The 16,001-nt window shown below is 39.0% G+C and carries 17 protein-coding genes; 8 read left to right on the plus strand and 9 right to left on the minus strand.

All coding sequences use genetic code 11. From position 1 onward, the window contains the following. Positions 1–5 precede the first annotated feature (5 nt). Positions 6–1,019 (minus strand): methyltransferase, encoded by a 1,014-nt coding sequence (locus KTJ10_RS14090; RefSeq protein WP_199977955.1) that lies wholly within the window; start codon positions 1,017–1,019, stop codon positions 6–8. A 63-nt stretch (positions 1,020–1,082) separates the two neighbouring features. Continuing rightward, a complete protein-coding gene (locus KTJ10_RS14095; RefSeq protein WP_002116159.1) occupies positions 1,083–2,441 on the minus strand; it encodes a uracil-xanthine permease family protein in 1,359 nt (452 codons plus the stop codon). Positions 2,442–2,619: 178 nt separating this feature from the next. Here KTJ10_RS14095 and typA point away from each other — a divergent pair, with 178 nt between their 5' ends. The 3 genes from typA (at position 2,620) to KTJ10_RS14110 (ending at position 5,628) form a co-directional block, all read left to right on the plus strand. Beyond that, positions 2,620–4,455, plus strand: a complete 1,836-nt coding sequence (typA, locus tag KTJ10_RS14100) for a translational GTPase TypA (RefSeq protein WP_002116501.1) — start codon at positions 2,620–2,622, stop codon at positions 4,453–4,455. A gap of 255 nt (positions 4,456–4,710) precedes the next feature. Continuing rightward, on the plus strand, positions 4,711–5,142 hold the full coding sequence (mscL, locus tag KTJ10_RS14105; RefSeq protein ID WP_002116334.1) for a large conductance mechanosensitive channel protein MscL: 432 nt from the start codon (positions 4,711–4,713) through the stop codon (positions 5,140–5,142). Between the two features lie 141 nt (positions 5,143–5,283). Next, positions 5,284–5,628, plus strand: a complete 345-nt coding sequence (locus tag KTJ10_RS14110; RefSeq protein WP_119684672.1) for a gamma-glutamylcyclotransferase family protein — start codon at positions 5,284–5,286, stop codon at positions 5,626–5,628. A 14-nt stretch (positions 5,629–5,642) separates the two neighbouring features. Here KTJ10_RS14110 and KTJ10_RS14115 read toward each other — a convergent pair whose 3' ends face one another. Next, entirely contained in the window at positions 5,643–5,933 is a 291-nt protein-coding gene (locus KTJ10_RS14115; RefSeq protein ID WP_002051379.1) for a peptidylprolyl isomerase, read from the minus strand. Positions 5,934–5,952: 19 nt separating this feature from the next. Then, positions 5,953–6,777, minus strand: a complete 825-nt coding sequence (mutM, locus tag KTJ10_RS14120; protein WP_119684671.1) for a bifunctional DNA-formamidopyrimidine glycosylase/DNA-(apurinic or apyrimidinic site) lyase — start codon at positions 6,775–6,777, stop codon at positions 5,953–5,955. A gap of 75 nt (positions 6,778–6,852) precedes the next feature. On the opposite strand from mutM, the gene KTJ10_RS14125 reads away from it, so the two are divergent. From KTJ10_RS14125 to KTJ10_RS14140, 4 genes are all read left to right on the plus strand, one after another. Continuing rightward, positions 6,853–7,419 (plus strand): DNA-3-methyladenine glycosylase, encoded by a 567-nt coding sequence (locus KTJ10_RS14125; protein ID WP_119684670.1) that lies wholly within the window; start codon positions 6,853–6,855, stop codon positions 7,417–7,419. A 134-nt stretch (positions 7,420–7,553) separates the two neighbouring features. Next, positions 7,554–9,683, plus strand: a complete 2,130-nt coding sequence (locus KTJ10_RS14130) for a TonB-dependent receptor family protein (RefSeq protein WP_262442258.1) — start codon at positions 7,554–7,556, stop codon at positions 9,681–9,683. A gap of 9 nt (positions 9,684–9,692) precedes the next feature. Beyond that, positions 9,693–10,802 carry an NADH:flavin oxidoreductase/NADH oxidase gene (locus KTJ10_RS14135; RefSeq protein ID WP_002116511.1) on the plus strand — a complete coding sequence of 370 codons (1,110 nt, stop codon included), beginning with the start codon at positions 9,693–9,695 and terminating at the stop codon, positions 10,800–10,802. A gap of 56 nt (positions 10,803–10,858) precedes the next feature. Beyond that, positions 10,859–11,782, plus strand: a complete 924-nt coding sequence (locus KTJ10_RS14140; RefSeq protein ID WP_262442259.1) for an AEC family transporter — start codon at positions 10,859–10,861, stop codon at positions 11,780–11,782. 32 nt (positions 11,783–11,814) lie between these two features. On the opposite strand, the gene KTJ10_RS14145 is transcribed toward KTJ10_RS14140, so the two are convergent. The 4 genes from KTJ10_RS14145 to KTJ10_RS14160 form a co-directional block, all read right to left on the minus strand. Continuing rightward, a complete protein-coding gene (locus KTJ10_RS14145) occupies positions 11,815–12,639 on the minus strand; it encodes a tetratricopeptide repeat protein (RefSeq protein WP_262442260.1) in 825 nt (274 codons plus the stop codon). A gap of 196 nt (positions 12,640–12,835) precedes the next feature. Next, complete coding sequence (locus KTJ10_RS14150) at positions 12,836–13,534, minus strand: DsbC family protein (protein ID WP_262442261.1); 699 nt, start codon at positions 13,532–13,534, stop codon at positions 12,836–12,838. A 146-nt stretch (positions 13,535–13,680) separates the two neighbouring features. Further along, positions 13,681–14,403 carry a YgfZ/GcvT domain-containing protein gene (locus KTJ10_RS14155; RefSeq protein WP_262442262.1) on the minus strand — a complete coding sequence of 241 codons (723 nt, stop codon included), beginning with the start codon at positions 14,401–14,403 and terminating at the stop codon, positions 13,681–13,683. 59 nt (positions 14,404–14,462) lie between these two features. Further along, the gene (locus tag KTJ10_RS14160) at positions 14,463–14,579 is read right to left on the minus strand and encodes a hypothetical protein (RefSeq protein WP_081309740.1); all 117 of its coding nucleotides are present in this window, start codon (positions 14,577–14,579) and stop codon (positions 14,463–14,465) included. A gap of 38 nt (positions 14,580–14,617) precedes the next feature. On the opposite strand from KTJ10_RS14160, the gene KTJ10_RS14165 reads away from it, so the two are divergent. Next, positions 14,618–15,070: an SRPBCC family protein gene (locus KTJ10_RS14165; protein WP_014207573.1), complete on the plus strand. Its 453-nt coding sequence runs from the start codon at positions 14,618–14,620 to the stop codon at positions 15,068–15,070. A gap of 48 nt (positions 15,071–15,118) precedes the next feature. Here the strand turns inward: KTJ10_RS14165 and KTJ10_RS14170 are convergent, their stop codons facing one another. After that, a complete protein-coding gene (locus tag KTJ10_RS14170) occupies positions 15,119–15,991 on the minus strand; it encodes an NAD(P)-dependent oxidoreductase (RefSeq protein WP_262442265.1) in 873 nt (290 codons plus the stop codon). Positions 15,992–16,001 lie beyond the last annotated feature (10 nt).

Genomic DNA, 16,001 nt, shown 5'->3' on the forward strand with positions numbered 1-16,001 from the left:
GTTTGTTATGCACAGGCATATAACACCTTAAAGCCTTGAAGATCAGTTTTAATCTGGCACTGACCAAAGTGCTTCTCAATTAAGATCGGATAGTTTAAAAAACGGTTTGCTACAATCCATAGCTCACCTGATGCCTTTAAATGTTTTTTAGCGTTTTGGCAGAGTCCTTCACTTGCATCATAGTTGGTATGAATACCTTGATGGAAAGGGGGATTACTGACAATGGCATCGAGTTCTGTTGGAGCGTCTGCAATACCTGTGACAGGCTGCAATCTCAACTGGTCTGACCCTATTCCATTTCGACTAAAAGTCATTTCCGTTGACCGTAAAGCGAAAGCATCAATATCTAGGGCATGAATAATATTACTTGAATTTATTTTTGCCAAATAGCAACTGATAATTCCAGCACCACACCCGAAGTCGGCAATTCTACCTGATTTCACCTGATTAAGATAAGGGAGTAAAACAGCTGTTCCGACATCTAGATGATTTTGGCTAAATACACCGGGAAGGGCACAAATCGTAAGCTCTTGTTCATTAACATGAACAGTGTAAGTTTTAAGCCAACTTTCGAGAGGTTTAATTTGTTCTGTTTTTTCAATTTTTAAGTGCCATAGCTGACAGTGACGTGCACTATCAAGTTTAAGTATTTTGCCGAAGCTTTGTAATTGTTTGGCAGCGCGTTCAACACCACCTTTTTTCTCACCTACTAAAAAAACAGACTGAGCAGTTTTAAGATTGCTCATTACGACATGCAGTATGTAATTTAACAGTTCTTTAGATTTCGGAACAAAAATGATCGCTTGATCGAATTCTTGTAATGGAAACTCAACTGAGAAATGCGCATTTGTTCCACTATTTATAAAGCTCTGGTAGTCGGCATAGTTCCATGTCCAGACTGACGCATCAACCTCAGTAGGTAATTGACTGACTAAGGCATCATTCGGTGCATTAATTAACAAGATTCTACCTTTTAAATAGTCTTGTTGTCTTAATACCACTTCACTTCTAGGATCCATGTACATCTCTCATGAAGAAGAATGCCCAGTGGAAACTGGGCAGTAATCAAAATTAAAAAATAGTTATTTGTGTGTTTCAGGAAGTACAACATTTAAAATTAATGCTGCTATACCACCTGTCGCTACGCCAGAGCTAAAAATATTTTTAAATAATTCTGGTAGATGTTCCAAAATTTGAGGAACTTGAGCAACACCTAAACCTAATGCAAGTGAAATTGCGATAATTAAAAGTGCTCGGCGATCTAAATGAATCGATGAGAGGATGTTAATCCCTGATGCCGCCACGGCACCGAACATGACCATCACTGCACCACCTAAAACCGCTTGAGGAACTGCTTGTATTACACCGGCTACTGCTGGAAATAAACCTAATAAAATAAGTAAAGCAGCAATCCAGATACCCACATAACGACTAGCTACACCAGTGAGTTGAATTACACCATTATTTTGAGCAAAAACGGAACTAGGGAAAGTGTTAAATAAGCCTGCGAGTAAAGAGTTCGCGCCATTCACTAAAACGCCACCTTTAATACGCTTCATCCATTCAGGGCCATTAACGGGTTGGTTTGAAAGTTTACTGGTCGCAGTAACATCACCAATCGCTTCTAAAGATGTGACTAAATAGATAAAAGCCATTGGAATAAATAAGCCCCAAGAAAAGCTTAAACCAAAATGCATCGGCGTTGGAATCTGTACAAGAGGCGCATCTTTAATACCTGAGAAATCTAGGTAACCCATAAATCCTGCAAGAATGTAACCAATCACTAAAGCAATTAAAATTGCTGAGCTTTTAATCCACACCACTCGGATACGGTTTAGCACAATAATAATAGCAAGTACGGTACATGACATAATAAGGTTGTCTGCACTTGCAAAAGTATGGTCTTGCATGGCTTGGTAGCCACCACCCATACTAATCAAGCCTTCCTTAATAAGCGTTAAGCCAATTAATAAAACAACAATTCCAGTCACCAAAGGAGTAATTAGTCTTTTTACCCATGGAAGAATTTGCGAAACACCCATTTCAATAAAGGAGCCAGCAATTACTACACCAAAAATTGCAGCCATAACTTGGTTTACAGGCGTTCCTGCGGCAACCATTGCACTACCAATACCAATAATTGGACCAATAAAGTTAAAGCTTGTGCCTTGTACAATCAGAAGGCCAGCACCAAATGGACCAACTTTTTTACATTGTAGGAACGTAGCAATACCTGAAATCACCAAAGACATCGATAAAATCATGTTGGTTTCAGTGCGTGATACACCTAAAGCTAAACAAATTAAAAGCCCAGGTGTAACAATTGGTACAATAATCGCAAGCAAATGCTGGAAAGCTGCTAAAAAAGCGATCAGTGGTTTTGGTCGATCATCTAAGCCATAAACAAGGTCAAGATGGTCTTGAGAGTGTTGATTGGACATGGGTGTAGGTCCGCCGCAATTTCGCAAATTGGCGCTATTCTAATCGAGATACCTATCTTTACAAAACGAAATACAGGCTATTGGAAAATTTTTTTGTCAATGTCAATAAACTGTCACTACTCAAGAGTAGTGTTTTTCTGTATAATTTGCCCTCAAATTTCAGGCGTTTCGAATTTTCATGTCAGATATCAAAAATCTCCGTAATATCGCAATTATTGCGCACGTCGACCACGGGAAAACCACACTTGTCGATAAACTACTTCAGCAATCTGGTGCTCTCGGTGAACGAGCAGGCGAGATTGAGCGTGTCATGGACTCAAATGCGCTTGAAAGTGAACGTGGTATTACCATTCTTGCAAAGAACACTTCTATTACTTGGTTAGATAAACGTACTGATACAACTTACCGTATCAACATCGTGGATACCCCGGGACACGCCGACTTCGGTGGTGAAGTAGAACGTGTTATGTCGATGGTTGACTGCGTATTACTTTTAGTTGACTCTCAAGAAGGCCCAATGCCACAAACTCGCTTTGTGACACAAAAAGCCTTTGCTCGTGGTTTAAAACCAATTGTTATTATCAACAAAGTTGACAAACCAAGTGCGCGTCCAGATTGGGTTATTGATCAAGTATTTGATTTATTTGATAACCTTGGCGCAACTGATGAGCAATTAGATTTCCCAATCGTTTATGCATCAGGTTTACGTGGTGTAGCGGGTCCTGCTCCAGAAGAACTTGCAGAAGATATGACCCCGTTGTTCGAAACGATTGTCGACATCGTTGAACCACCAGCAGTTGATGTTGATGGTCCATTCCAAATGCAGATTTCATCACTTGACTATAACAGCTTCGTAGGTGTTATCGGTGTTGGTCGTATTCAACGTGGTTCAGTAAAATTAAATACTCCTGTTACTGTAATTGACAAAGAAGGCAATACACGTAACGGTCGTATCTTAAAAATCATGGGTTACCATGGTTTAGAGCGTATTGATGTTGAATCAGCATCTGCTGGTGATATCGTATGTATTACTGGTATCGATGCACTTAACATTTCTGACACGATTTGTGATCCGAAAAATGTTGAAGCATTACCAGCTTTATCTGTAGATGAACCTACAGTATCTATGACTTTCCAAGTAAACAACTCTCCGTTTGCTGGTAAAGAAGGTAAGTTCGTAACTTCACGTAATATCCGTGAACGTCTTGATCGCGAATTAATTCATAACGTAGCTTTACGTGTTGAAGACACTGACAGTCCAGACCGTTTCAAAGTATCTGGCCGCGGTGAACTTCATCTTTCAGTTTTAATTGAAAACATGCGTCGTGAAGGTTTCGAAATGGGCGTATCTCGTCCACAAGTAATCATCAAAGAAATTGATGGTGAAAGACAAGAGCCTTACGAAAATGTAACTTTTGACGTTGAAGAACAGCATCAAGGTGCTGTAATGGAACAAATGGGTCACCGTAAAGGCGAGATGACCAATATGGAAGTTGACGGTAAAGGCCGTATCCGTATTGAAGCAACTGTACCTTCACGTGGTTTGATCGGTTTCCGTTCTGAATTCTTGACCATGACTTCTGGTACAGGGATCATGACTTCAAGCTTCTCGCATTATGGTCCTGTTAAACAAGGTACTGTTGCGAAACGTCAAAACGGTGTATTGATCTCTATGGTTCAAGGTACTTGCTTGGGCTATGCATTGTTCAGTTTACAAGACCGTGGTCGTTTATTCGCTAAACCACAGTTAGAAGTTTATGAAGGTATGATCGTGGGTATTAACTCTCGTTCAGACGATATGGTTGTAAACCCGACTAAAGCGAAACAATTAACTAACGTTCGTGCATCTGGTACAGATGATGCTTTAACTTTAGTACCTGCAATTGAATATACGCTTGAACAAGCGCTTGAATTCATTGAAGACGACGAATTAGTTGAAGTAACACCTAAATCAATCCGTATCCGTAAGCGTTATTTAACTGAAAATGAACGTAAACGTAACCGTGATAAATAATTTTTCTTAATTGAAAAAGAAGAAACCGCTAAATTAATTTAGCGGTTTTTTTAATCGTTATATTTGAAATTAAAGTAAGCTTAAAATCATATTTTTCTTGTAAACGAATATGTTGTTAAAGTGTGAAATAGCTTTCTTTTTTTGATAAAAATATTAAATTATCAATATCATGGCGAGAACTATCTAATTCGATAAGATGCCAATGAAAAAGAAAAATATGACGTGTTTCTGCCCCCGACATCTGGAGATGTTTAGATGAGTATTATTCAAGAATTTAAAGAATTTGCCGTTAAAGGCAATATGATGGATTTAGCCATTGGTGTGATTATTGGTGGTGCTTTTGGCAAAATCGTGGACTCTTTAGTGAAAGATATTATCATGCCACTTATCACTGTAATTACTGGTGGTGGTGTTGATTTTTCACAAAAATTCATTGTATTAGGTGCAAACCCTAATAACTTGCAATCTTTAGATGCTTTGCAAAAAGCAGGTATTAATGTTTTAACTTATGGTAATTTCCTCACCATTTTAATTAACTTTATTATTCTGGCGTGGGTTGTGTTCTTAATGGTGAAATTATTAAATAAACTTCGCCGTAATAAAGAAGAGCCAGAGGCTCCAGCTGCAACTCCAGAAGACATTCAATTGTTGCGTGAAATTCGTGATGAGTTGAAAAAGCAAGCTTAATAATATTCTGAATTAATAAGAAACGGTGCCGAGAGTGCCGTTTTTTATTACTTAGTATTTCATGTTGGACTAAAGATATTGATAAAATAGAAAAGTTACTGATAGGTTCAACTACCTAGATTGTAAAAGGGATATAAATAAATGAATCAGCTTTTTGTGTATGGCACTTTATGTCCGAATAAAGCAAATGCTCATATTCTCGAACAAATTGGCGGTAGTTGGACCAAAGCCAGTGTAAGAGGTGTGATTCATATTTTAGATTGGGGTCCTGACAAAGGCTTAAAAGCGCTTGAGTTAGATTCGGAAGCAGATTGGGTAGAGGGCTATTTGTTTAGCACAGAAAAACTTGCTGAAAACTGGCAGATGCTTGATGACTTTGAAGGTTTTCAATACCAGCGTGTTATCGCAAATATAAAATTAGAATCAGGCGATTATGTTAAAGCCTGGACATATCAGCTGAATGCGCAGGCTTCTGAAAAACGATAGTTAAAATTATGGAATCAACGTAAGCTACCCATTCTAAATTTAACTTCTAAAAGATGATAGCCAAACTGGCTTTTAATAGGGCCTTGCAACACGCGTTCAGCAGCCGTAAAAACAACTTTGTCGATGACGGGCACCAATTGCCCTTTTTTGACTTCACCAAGTTCACCGCCACGTTTTGCCGAATTACAAGTAGAGTATTGCTTGGCAAGTTTGGCAAAGTCAGCGCCACTTTGTAGCTTCTTTTTTAGCTGCTCAGCTAAGTCTTTATCTTTGACTAAAATATGTCGGACAATTGCTGTTTGCATGTTGTCTTCCTCCAAAAAATTAAGGCTTTCTCAGCTTTTTAAGCGGTTGGCACTGTGGGCAAAATACGCTGGCACGCTGACCAAGTTTTAAGTTTTCTAATGTGGTTTCACAGTTCACGCACATTTCTCCAGCACGACCATACGCGAGCAAGGTTTGCTGAAAATAACCATTTTCACCCATGGCATTGCTGTAGTCTCGTAATGTAGAGCCACCTAGATCAATGGCCGACTTTAAAATGCGCTTAATCTCGACAACAAGTTTCTCAATTTGTTGCATGCTTAAGTCACCAGCAGGCTGTGCAGGGTGAATACCAACATTAAACAAACTTTCAGTTGCATAAATATTGCCTACACCGACGACTACATGATTATCCATGAGTGCAATTTTTATGCCGACAGATTTATTCTTGAGTTTTGAAGCTAAATATTCCGCATGAAAGTCGGGACTTAAAGGTTCAGGCCCTAAAGTATCTATGAGTTTGCCTTGAGTCTCGTGGTTAAGCCAAAGAATACAACCAAAACGGCGAGGGTCATGGTAACGTAATTGCTGATCTTCAAATTGAATAATCAGATGATCATGCTTTCTCAGTTCATCATTTGGCTCGGTCAGACGAAAGCTTCCTGACATACCTAAATGCCAAAGCATTTGATCTTGTTCAAACTCTGCCAAAATATATTTTGAACGTCGATTTAACCCGATGAGACGTTGTCCGACAAGTTTCTGAACATCAGCTGGTATAGGCCAGCGTAAGCTAGGATTACGTACTTCAACACTAAGAACTTTTTGATTCAATAAGGGAAATAAACTGGTTTTGGTGGTTTCGACTTCGGGTAACTCAGGCATGCCAACTCGCAGAATTAACAGATATACTGGATTAATCAAGTATAACGTGTGGTATGTAATATTTCAGAGATTACTATGTCAGATATTTTACCATTAAGCTGGTTTCAACGTGAAACCTCAGAAGTGGCTTATGATTTAATCGGTTGCGTGTTGTGTAAACGACAACCTGACGGCCAAGTGATCCGCTGTACAATTAGTGAAACTGAAGCTTATTTGGGTGTTCGTGATAAAGCCTGCCATAGTTACAATGATAAACGTACAGCTCGAACAGAGGTAATGTATGGCCATGGAGGTACGATTTACGTCTACTTAATTTATGGCATGTATGAAATGCTTAATATTATTACTCAAACAGAGGGTGTACCTGAAGGAGTGATGATTCGTTCTGCGTTTTTAAATAATGCTTCAACCAAAAAAGACTTTAAGCTTTTAGCTGGGCCCGGTAAATTGACACGCTATTTAGGTATTGATCGATCTTTAAAAGGACAAACCTTGGGAGAAGAATCTGGACTATGGATTGAGGCGGCATCAACGCAACCAGAAGTAGTCCTAACGCCACGTATTGGAATTGACTATGCCGAAGAAGCAAAACATTGGCCTGAACGATATTGCTGGAAAGATCATCCATCTTTGAGTCGATAATTTTAATCTGGAAATCAGTTTTTAGATATCGATGAAGAATGTTCCAGATTTACAACAATGCAGATCGAATTCAATATCCAGACAAGACACTGCTTTTTGTTATCATAACTACAATATAAATAAAGGAAATAAGCATGTCCTTATTACGCTTAGACCGACTTCATTACTGTATTTTGATGAGTATGGGCTGTATTTCTAGCCCACTTGTTTGGGCAGAAGATTTAACACAAGACGTAACTGTATTGCCAACATTACATGTGGAAGCAACCCGTACCGATACAACCTATTTGCAGACACCGGCTTCGGTTTTTCGAATAGATGCACCTCAAGTTGATAGTTCTTCACAAGTAAATTTAACTGAAGTTGTGAAGGGTGTACCGAGTTTACAGATTCGTAATCGTGAAAATTATGCACAAGATTTACAGCTCTCTATGCGTGGTTTTGGTGCACGTTCTACTTTTGGTGTCCGTGGTATTCGCCTTTATGTAGACGGTATTCCTGCAACAATGCCGGATGGACAAGGCCAAACCTCTAATATTGATTTAAGTAGTCTGGACCATGTTGAAGTTCTAACAGGACCTTTTTCTTCACTTTATGGAAACTCATCTGGCGGAACGATTTTAACGTCTACTAAAGAAGGGCAAGGGAAAGATTCAATTGAGCTGAGCTATTCGGGAGGTAGTCACGATAAAAGCCGAGCAGGACTCGTGTTACAAGGTGGAGCAAAGGGGGAGAATGAACCAAGCTATGTTATTAGTTCATCGTATTTCGATACTGATGGTTATCGAGAACATAGCGGTGCAGAAAAAGTACTAAATAATGCAAAGCTCAGTTGGAATCTTGATGATGGTAGCAAAATCAACTGGGTAACCAACTATGTAAAAATTCATGCAGACGATCCGCAGGGTTTAACCCGTGACCAGTGGAATGCAAATCCAAAGCAACAAGTTCCGTTTTTAAAGCAATTTAATGTTCGTAAAGATATTGAACAAACGCAAACGGGTGTGACGTGGTCTAAACCGATTAATGATAAAAATGAACTCTATGCCATGGCATATTTAGGTAATCGCCAAGTTACTCAATATCAATCTATTCCTAAGTCGACACAAGATGCCAGCATCAATCATGCAGGTGGGGTGATCGATTTTGAGCGTGATTATTATGGCGCTGACTTCCGTTGGACGGGCAAAGAATTACTTCCAAATACTACTCTAAGTGTTGGTGTTGCACTCGATGCAATGGATGAAGATCGTAAAGGTTTTGAAAACTTTAATTTAGTAAACGGACAACCTTCTTATGGCGTCAAAGGTAATTTACGCCGTGATGAAGATAATACTTTGTGGAATATCGATCCATATTTACAAGCTTCATGGCAGTTCCTACCCACATGGCGTTTAGACACGGGAGTACGCTATAGCAACGTCCATTACAAATCTAAAGATAACTATTTAAGTAATGGCAACGATAGTGGTAAGACTGATTATGATAAAGTTTTGCCTTCTGCTGCTTTAAGCTGGCAAATTTTACCTGAACTCATGGCTTATGTGAGTTATGCCAAAGGATTTGAAACCCCAACTTTTACTGAAATGGCATATCGCCCAGATGGAGAAAGTGGTTTTAATTTTGATTTGACCGCATCCACAAGTGATACCTATGAAACAGGCTTAAAATCACAAAATCATTTAGGTGATTTCACTTTGGCGGTTTTCCAAACTAAAACCAAAGATGACATCGTTTCTGCCGGCAACTCAAATGGCCGATCAACGTTTCGTAATGCAGATAAAACCTTACGTGAAGGGGTAGAGTTTGCATGGAATAAAAAGTTGTGGCGAGATTTAACTGCGACTGCTAGCTATACATATTTAGATGCAACTTTTGATGCTGATATTCCAGCTTTAGGAAGTATTGCTCAAATTCCAGCGGGCAATGCTATCCCTGGAATTGCTAAAAACCAAGCTTATGCCTCTTTAGCTTGGCAGCCATCACACGGGCTATATGGCGGTGTAGATGTACAGTATATGGATAAAGTATACGTGAATGATACCAACAGTGACGCAGCGCCAAGCTACAGTGTAACCTCAGCTAATGTGGGTTATGCATGGGTAATGGGCGACTGGAAAGTAAATAGCTTTGCCCGTGTAGATAACCTATTTGATAAAAACTATGCAGGTTCAGTGATCGTAAATGATGGTAATGGACGTTACTTTGAACCAGCAGATGGACGTAACTGGAGTGCAGGTTTACGTGTAATTAAGCAATTCTAGGAATTAAAAATGGCAAAATTATTTGAAACGGTTAACTTTGGTTCACTACAACTGGTCAATAGAATTGTAATTGCTCCGATGTGCCAATATTCGGCAACAGATGATGGTGAAATTACCTATTGGCATGAACAGCAATGGGCGAATTATGCATTATCTGGCGCTGGGCTTTGTATTGTAGAAGCGACTGCTGTACAACCTGAAGGTCGGATTAGCTATGCTGACCTTGGGCTTTGGAATGATCAACAACGTGACAAAATTAAAACGTTGTTAGCTAAGGTTCATACACTTTCACCGATGCCATTTGGAATTCAGTTAGCACATGCAGGGCGTAAAGCATCTACTGAAAAGCCGTGGTTAGGTAAAGGTCAGATTGCAAAAGATCAGCCTCATGGTTGGCAAACAGTTGCACCAAGTGAAAGTACCTTTTCGGTCCATGATGCAGCGCCTCATGCTTTGACTATTGCTGAGATTAAACAAGTTCAACAAGACTTTGCAGCAGCGGCAAAACGTGCTGTAGAAGCTGGATTTGAGTTGATTGAAGTTCATGCCGCGCATGGTTATTTACTACATCAATTCTTATCGCCAATTGCCAATCAGCGTACTGATGAATATGGTGGTTCTTTAGAAAACCGTATGCGTATGACCCTTGAAGTTCTTCAGGCAATTAAACTCGCTGTACCAGAAGGTTATCCTGTTGGTGTTAGGCTGTCTGCGACCGATTGGTTGGAGAGTATTGAGCATTGGGATGTTGAATCTACAGTGGGCTTATCAAAAGCTTTAGAGCAATTGGGCGCAGCCTATGTGCATGTGTCTAGTGGTGGTTTGCATGAGCATCAATCTATTACGATTGGGGCTGGTTACCAAGTTCCATTTGCTGAACAAGTCAAAAAGCATGTGTCTATTCCCGTTATTGCTGTAGGGTTAATTACTGAGCCAGAACATGCTGAACAAATTTTGGAAAACCAGCAAGCTGATGCTATTGGTCTTGCTCGTGCAATGCTATATGACCCAAGATGGCCTTGGCATGCAGCAGCAGCTTTAGGTGCAGAAGTTAAAATTGCACCTCAGTATTTACGTTGCCAACCTCATGGATTAAAACAGCTTTTTAACTCTTTTTAATTGTATTGGGCAAAGTCATCTTTGCCCATTTTTCTTTCGCTAAGTGAGGACGGTCAGTGGTTTTTCAGGTTATTTTACCTATCTTGATATTGCTATTGATGGGCTATGTTTGTGTTCTCATCAAATTGGTAACACCTGAACAAATCAGGGCACTTAGCGCATTCGTAATTAAAATTTCTTTGCCCGCTTTTTTAATTCATTCTTTGGCAAATAAAAGCTTACAAGACATTTGGCATCCAGCTTATTTTCTTGCTTATGGTGGCGGGTCTTTAATTTTATTTTTCTTGGCTTTCATTCTCTATCGAAAATATTTTAAAAATAGCTTAACCCATAGCGCCGTTATTTCGATGGGGGCATCTATGTCCAATACTGGATTTATGGGAACAGCTATTCTAACTATGTTAATAGGTAATCACGCTGCGATCTATATTTCTTTAACACTCATCATTGAAAATTTATTGATTGTGGCGCTGATGCTCATTTTGGCCGAAGCTGGTTTACATCAACAGCAAAATCTTTTACCGCTTTTAAAACAAACATTTTTAAACTTACTCAAGAATCCTGTCATTATCGCTATTTTGGTTGGGATGGGATGCATTCTCTTAGATGTTAATCTTCCTGCGACGCTTGATCAGTCTCTAGAGTTACTTGGACGTACAGCTTCGCCTTTGGCTTTGTTTGCAATTGGCGGAAGTTTAGTAGGTATTGGAATCACAACGGTAAATATAGAAAGTATTTTGTTAGCGACCTTTAAAGTTGTGCTAATGCCATCTGTTATTTTTGCACTTTTTTTAATAACTCCAAATGTAAGCCGTGAAATGCTTTACGCAGGAACATTAATCGCTGCTTTACCAATGCCGATTGCTTTCGGAATTTTTGGACAGGCTTATGGCTTAAATGAAAAAGCCTTAACCCCGCTTATGATTAGTACAATTGTTGGTTTTATTGGGGTGAGTTGGCTTATTGCTTTGTGGTGGTAAAAGAAAAGCCCCCATAAGGGGCTAAGCATTGATTATTTTTTCGGTGCTGGCTGTGCGGGAGCATTTGCAGCCTGTTTGCTCTTTTCTGCAATAATCTTATCAACCGAGGCTAAAGACTCTTTAGCGTTAGGCACATTTTGATTGGCAAGTTCAGTAAAGATCTTTTTAGCTTGCGGTAGATTTTGCGGAATGATATTGCCATTCGCCATCATGGTGGCTAAAGCCATAGACGCAGGCGCATAGCCTTTTTGAGCAATTGATTGTAAAGCTTCGATACCTTGGCGTTTCATTAAAGGATTTTTATTTTCAACGCCTTGGCTAATGTCATAGAGTGCTTTGACCTGAATAGCAGGGTAGTTTCCTTTTCGAATTAAAGGCGCTAATTTTTGAAGGGCAATTTGATGTGACTGCGGTTTTTTCTGAGCAAATAAAATTGTCGCAATTTTCACAGTTGCATCATCAGAACCTTGAGCCGATGCCTTTTGAATATATTGACTGAATTTGTTGCTGTCTTTGGCAACGCCCAATTCACCCGTCTCATAAATTTGTGCAAGTGTGTAACTCGCTTGGGCATAACCCTTATTTGAAGCATCCTCATAATATTTAAGAGCTTTAGAAGAGTCCTTTGCTGTACCTTGGCCCATTTGACTCATATAGCCTAAGTTATAGATAGCTTGGGCATTACCTGTTTGGGCTAGGCGTTGCATTTCTTGAAATGCGGCAGAGTAATTTTTTGCTGCGTAGAGTTGTTCAGCTTGTTTAAAAACATCGGTTTTAGCAGCAGTCGCTGTGTTATCAGCTGCAAAAATTGATGCACTTGCAAGAGTGATTAGGCTTGCGATTAGTAATTTCTTCATTTCTTTTTAACCTTTTACTTCGTAGCTACATCATTCCATTGATGCATTGAATAGTTTCAATTTCTCATCATAAATATTGATTGCTGAAAGTAAACAGCCGATTTGTATATAAAGCACTGCACTTTGGGCAAATTGTGGAGAAAAAATACCCACTCATATTTATAAAACAGAGTGGGTAATATTATTATTTTGCTGACTAGAGTAATGCTTCAATTTGCTTGGCATCAGTTGGTACGCCAGAGAGTCTTTGGCCATCTTGCAAGAACAGGGTAGGTGTTCCATCGATATTTAATTTTTGACCTAAAGCAATATTTTTCTGAATTGGGCTTGAGCAACTTTTGCTATTAGTTGGCAATTTGCGATTAAGCATATAGTTTGTCCAAGCTTCTGCCGGATTCTTTGCACACCAGATTTGATTTGAAACTTTTTCAGCATTTGGATGCAAACTAGTAAGAGGATAAAGGAACACATATACGGTTACGTTATCAACCCCAACCATATTTTGTTCTAAGCGCTGGCAATATGGGCAATCTGGGTCACTAAAGACATAGATTGTACGTTCACCTTTACCTTTCACATATTTAATCGCCTGATTTAATGGCAAACTTTTAACGTCAATCTTACCCAATTCGGCAATACGTTCTTCAGTCATATTTTTTTGTTGTTTAATGTCGACTAAATTACCAACAAAAAAGTACTTCGCATCTTGATTAGTATAAACAATGCGGCCGCTTGTATACACTTCATAAATACCTTGCACAGGCGATTGATAAACACCTTTTACAGGCAAATCGGGATAATTCGTCTTAAGATTTTGTTCAAGTGTTTTAACATCAGCATGAGCAGAACCGAAAATAGCCAGACTCAAGATGAGTGTAGCAAGTTTAGTTTTCATCTTTTTTCTCTTTAATTTCAACAGGGCTAATGATGGCATATAAAGCTTAAAAAATTGACGTTCTAATCTAATGAAATCATTAGTGTTTTGTATCTATAAAAAAGCCCACTAACTTAGCAGTGGGCAGTTCGAGCTAATAAAAATTATTATTGTGGTCTTGCAACGTCGCCACTTAAAGCTTCTGGCAACTCAAGAACTTGAAGCCCCAACTCTTGTAGAGCAGCAGGTTTCGCAACAACTAAAGCAAGATAGCCTTCATCATTTGCAATACTATTAACGACTTCAACATCATTATTTAATTGAGTTGCTGAAGCAGGCGCTTCACCTGTACCCTGAACCAGATGTAACCAGTGTTTTGGTTTTGCTTTAAACCAAAGACGCGCCACAATTTCCTGACCTAGGTAACAGCCTTTATCGTAATTGACGCCTTCACGTTGATGTAAACGTAATTCCTGTGGTTGGAATTCATGCTCAGTAGCCTGTGTAATCCAAGCTTGACCTGTCATGATGGCTTGTTTTTGCCATTCTGAAATATCAGTTTCAGCAGTAGTGAATTCAGTTTGATGATTCACAACTTTTGGAAACACAGCACCTTGTTCACTTAAGGTCATTTTTGAAAAGGCACCATACTTTTTAATATGCTTGGCAAACTCTTCGGCTTGATCTTGAGTAACTACAATTTCAAAACTTTCAGGACTAATCTTCTTTAGCCATAAGCCAAAGTGAATACGACCTTTAAGATCACAAATGGCTGTATAGCGAGTTGTATTTTCAGCTAAACGTTCAGTATCTACAGTAACTTGGCCTTGTAAAAACTTTTGTGCATCTACACCGTTTAAAGCATATGAGGAGAAAGCGAGCAGACTCATGATTAATCTCAAATTCAATATGTTTCTTTATGATTGCTGACTATTTTGCTCCATTTTTACTAAAAAATCAGCCATAGTTTTCGTAATTTGAGTTTGTCCTGAAGTTGGCTTTTTTGTTTAAAAAAACACCAAAAATATACGTTCTGATAAATCGGAAGGTTTAAGCTAATAGCCATAATTTCAATAATTTTAAGGAAATTAAAATAAGGAGAATATGATGGCAACAGGTACAGTGAAATTTCATCGCGTGTTTAAGGCACCAGCCGAGCGAGTTTACCGTGCATTTTTAGATCCAGATGCTTTAGTAAAGTGGTTACCACCCCACGGCTTTACTGCTAAGGTTCATAGTTTTGATGCAAATGTTGGTGGTTCATACAAAATGAGTTTTACCAATTTTTCAACAGGTTCAACCCATGCTTTTGGTGGAACATATGTAGAGTTAGTTCCAAATGAACTAATTCGCTACAACGATCAGTTTGATGACCCAAATTTACCTGGGACTATGCAGGTTACTATTACATTAAAAAGCGTATTGGTAGGTACAGAAGTGCATATTACGCAAGAAGGCATACCGGAAGTGATTCCTGTAGAGGCATGCTACTTAGGGTGGCAAGAATCCCTATCTTTGCTTACTTTATTGATTGAAGCTGAAATTCCAGATCAATAAAGTTACTTTGCTTTTCTTATAAAAAAGAGTAGGTCGTATGACCTACTCTTAACATAGCTCTAATTGGTTTTGTTGTTCCAATATTTTAATTATTGCTGAAAAATCGACTTGTTGTGCATCGGGTTTGGAAACCTGATTAAACTGTTGCTGAATGAGACTAAAAGCTGGGAGTTCCAAATTATTTTGAGTAACGAGATTTAGTGCAATTCCAATATCCTTTTGTAATAAATCTAATGCAAAAGTTTTTTCAAATTTACGGCTTAAAACACGTTGCATCATGATGTGTTCTGAAATATTACTTTTGCCACTAGAGTGGTTAATACAGTTCATTGCGGAGTGTAAATTTACACCTTGAGATTTAAGGATACTTAATCCCTCTGCCAACGCCCAAAGATGTGTCGCCATTAATGTGTTATTGATGGCTTTTACTGCAAAGGCAGCGCCACTTTCGCCGACATATTCAACTAAATTAGCAAATGCTTGAATGATTGGTTTTGCTCTTTTAAAAGCAGACTCGACACCTCCGACCATTACCGTGAGAGTTCCTCGTTTAGCTCCAATCGTTTGTCCTGAAACTGGTGCATCCAAATAATCAACTCCATTTAATTTGAGCTGTTGGCTGAGTTTTCTTGCTGTCTCTGGCACACCGCTAGTGCAATCTACCCAAATACAGCCTTGTTTTAGTTGAGAGTCCGCAATTAAATTTTCTACATCTTGGCTAGTCGGTAGGCATGAAAAGATAATATCTGCTTGTAGAGCTTGTGTCAGGTCTACAGCCTGCGTACCAAAGGTTTGTTCATGTTGCTTTGCTTTAGCAAAAGTACGATTCCAAACATAGACTTGGCTGCATACTTGGGTTAAATGGGAAGCCATGTGCCATCCCATTGCACCTAAACCGATAAATGAAATACTTTGAATCAAGGAGTTTCTC

Source organism: Acinetobacter sp. WU_MDCI_Abxc222 (genome assembly GCF_025514755.1).
GTDB lineage: Bacteria > Pseudomonadota > Gammaproteobacteria > Pseudomonadales > Moraxellaceae > Acinetobacter > Acinetobacter geminorum.

Excerpts from the sequence above, each read along its gene's own strand:
- KTJ10_RS14150 (WP_262442261.1), bottom strand. The coding sequence starts at position 13,534 with ATGAAAACTAAACTTGCTACACTCATCTTGAGTCTGGCTATTTTCGGT.
- KTJ10_RS14160 (WP_081309740.1), bottom strand. The coding sequence starts at position 14,579 with ATGGCTATTAGCTTAAACCTTCCGATTTATCAGAACGTATATTTTTGG.
- KTJ10_RS14115 (WP_002051379.1), bottom strand. The coding sequence starts at position 5,933 with ATGCAAACAGCAATTGTCCGACATATTTTAGTCAAAGATAAAGACTTA.
- KTJ10_RS14135 (WP_002116511.1), top strand. The coding sequence starts at position 9,693 with ATGGCAAAATTATTTGAAACGGTTAACTTTGGTTCACTACAACTGGTC.
- typA (WP_002116501.1), top strand. The coding sequence starts at position 2,620 with ATGTCAGATATCAAAAATCTCCGTAATATCGCAATTATTGCGCACGTC.
- KTJ10_RS14090 (WP_199977955.1), bottom strand. The coding sequence starts at position 1,019 with ATGGATCCTAGAAGTGAAGTGGTATTAAGACAACAAGACTATTTAAAA.
- mscL (WP_002116334.1), top strand. The coding sequence starts at position 4,711 with ATGAGTATTATTCAAGAATTTAAAGAATTTGCCGTTAAAGGCAATATG.
- KTJ10_RS14095 (WP_002116159.1), bottom strand. The coding sequence starts at position 2,441 with ATGTCCAATCAACACTCTCAAGACCATCTTGACCTTGTTTATGGCTTA.
- KTJ10_RS14165 (WP_014207573.1), top strand. The coding sequence starts at position 14,618 with ATGATGGCAACAGGTACAGTGAAATTTCATCGCGTGTTTAAGGCACCA.
- KTJ10_RS14125 (WP_119684670.1), top strand. The coding sequence starts at position 6,853 with ATGTCAGATATTTTACCATTAAGCTGGTTTCAACGTGAAACCTCAGAA.
- mutM (WP_119684671.1), bottom strand. The coding sequence starts at position 6,777 with ATGCCTGAGTTACCCGAAGTCGAAACCACCAAAACCAGTTTATTTCCC.
- KTJ10_RS14110 (WP_119684672.1), top strand. The coding sequence starts at position 5,284 with ATGAATCAGCTTTTTGTGTATGGCACTTTATGTCCGAATAAAGCAAAT.
- KTJ10_RS14130 (WP_262442258.1), top strand. The coding sequence starts at position 7,554 with ATGTCCTTATTACGCTTAGACCGACTTCATTACTGTATTTTGATGAGT.
- KTJ10_RS14155 (WP_262442262.1), bottom strand. The coding sequence starts at position 14,403 with ATGAGTCTGCTCGCTTTCTCCTCATATGCTTTAAACGGTGTAGATGCA.
- KTJ10_RS14145 (WP_262442260.1), bottom strand. The coding sequence starts at position 12,639 with ATGAAGAAATTACTAATCGCAAGCCTAATCACTCTTGCAAGTGCATCA.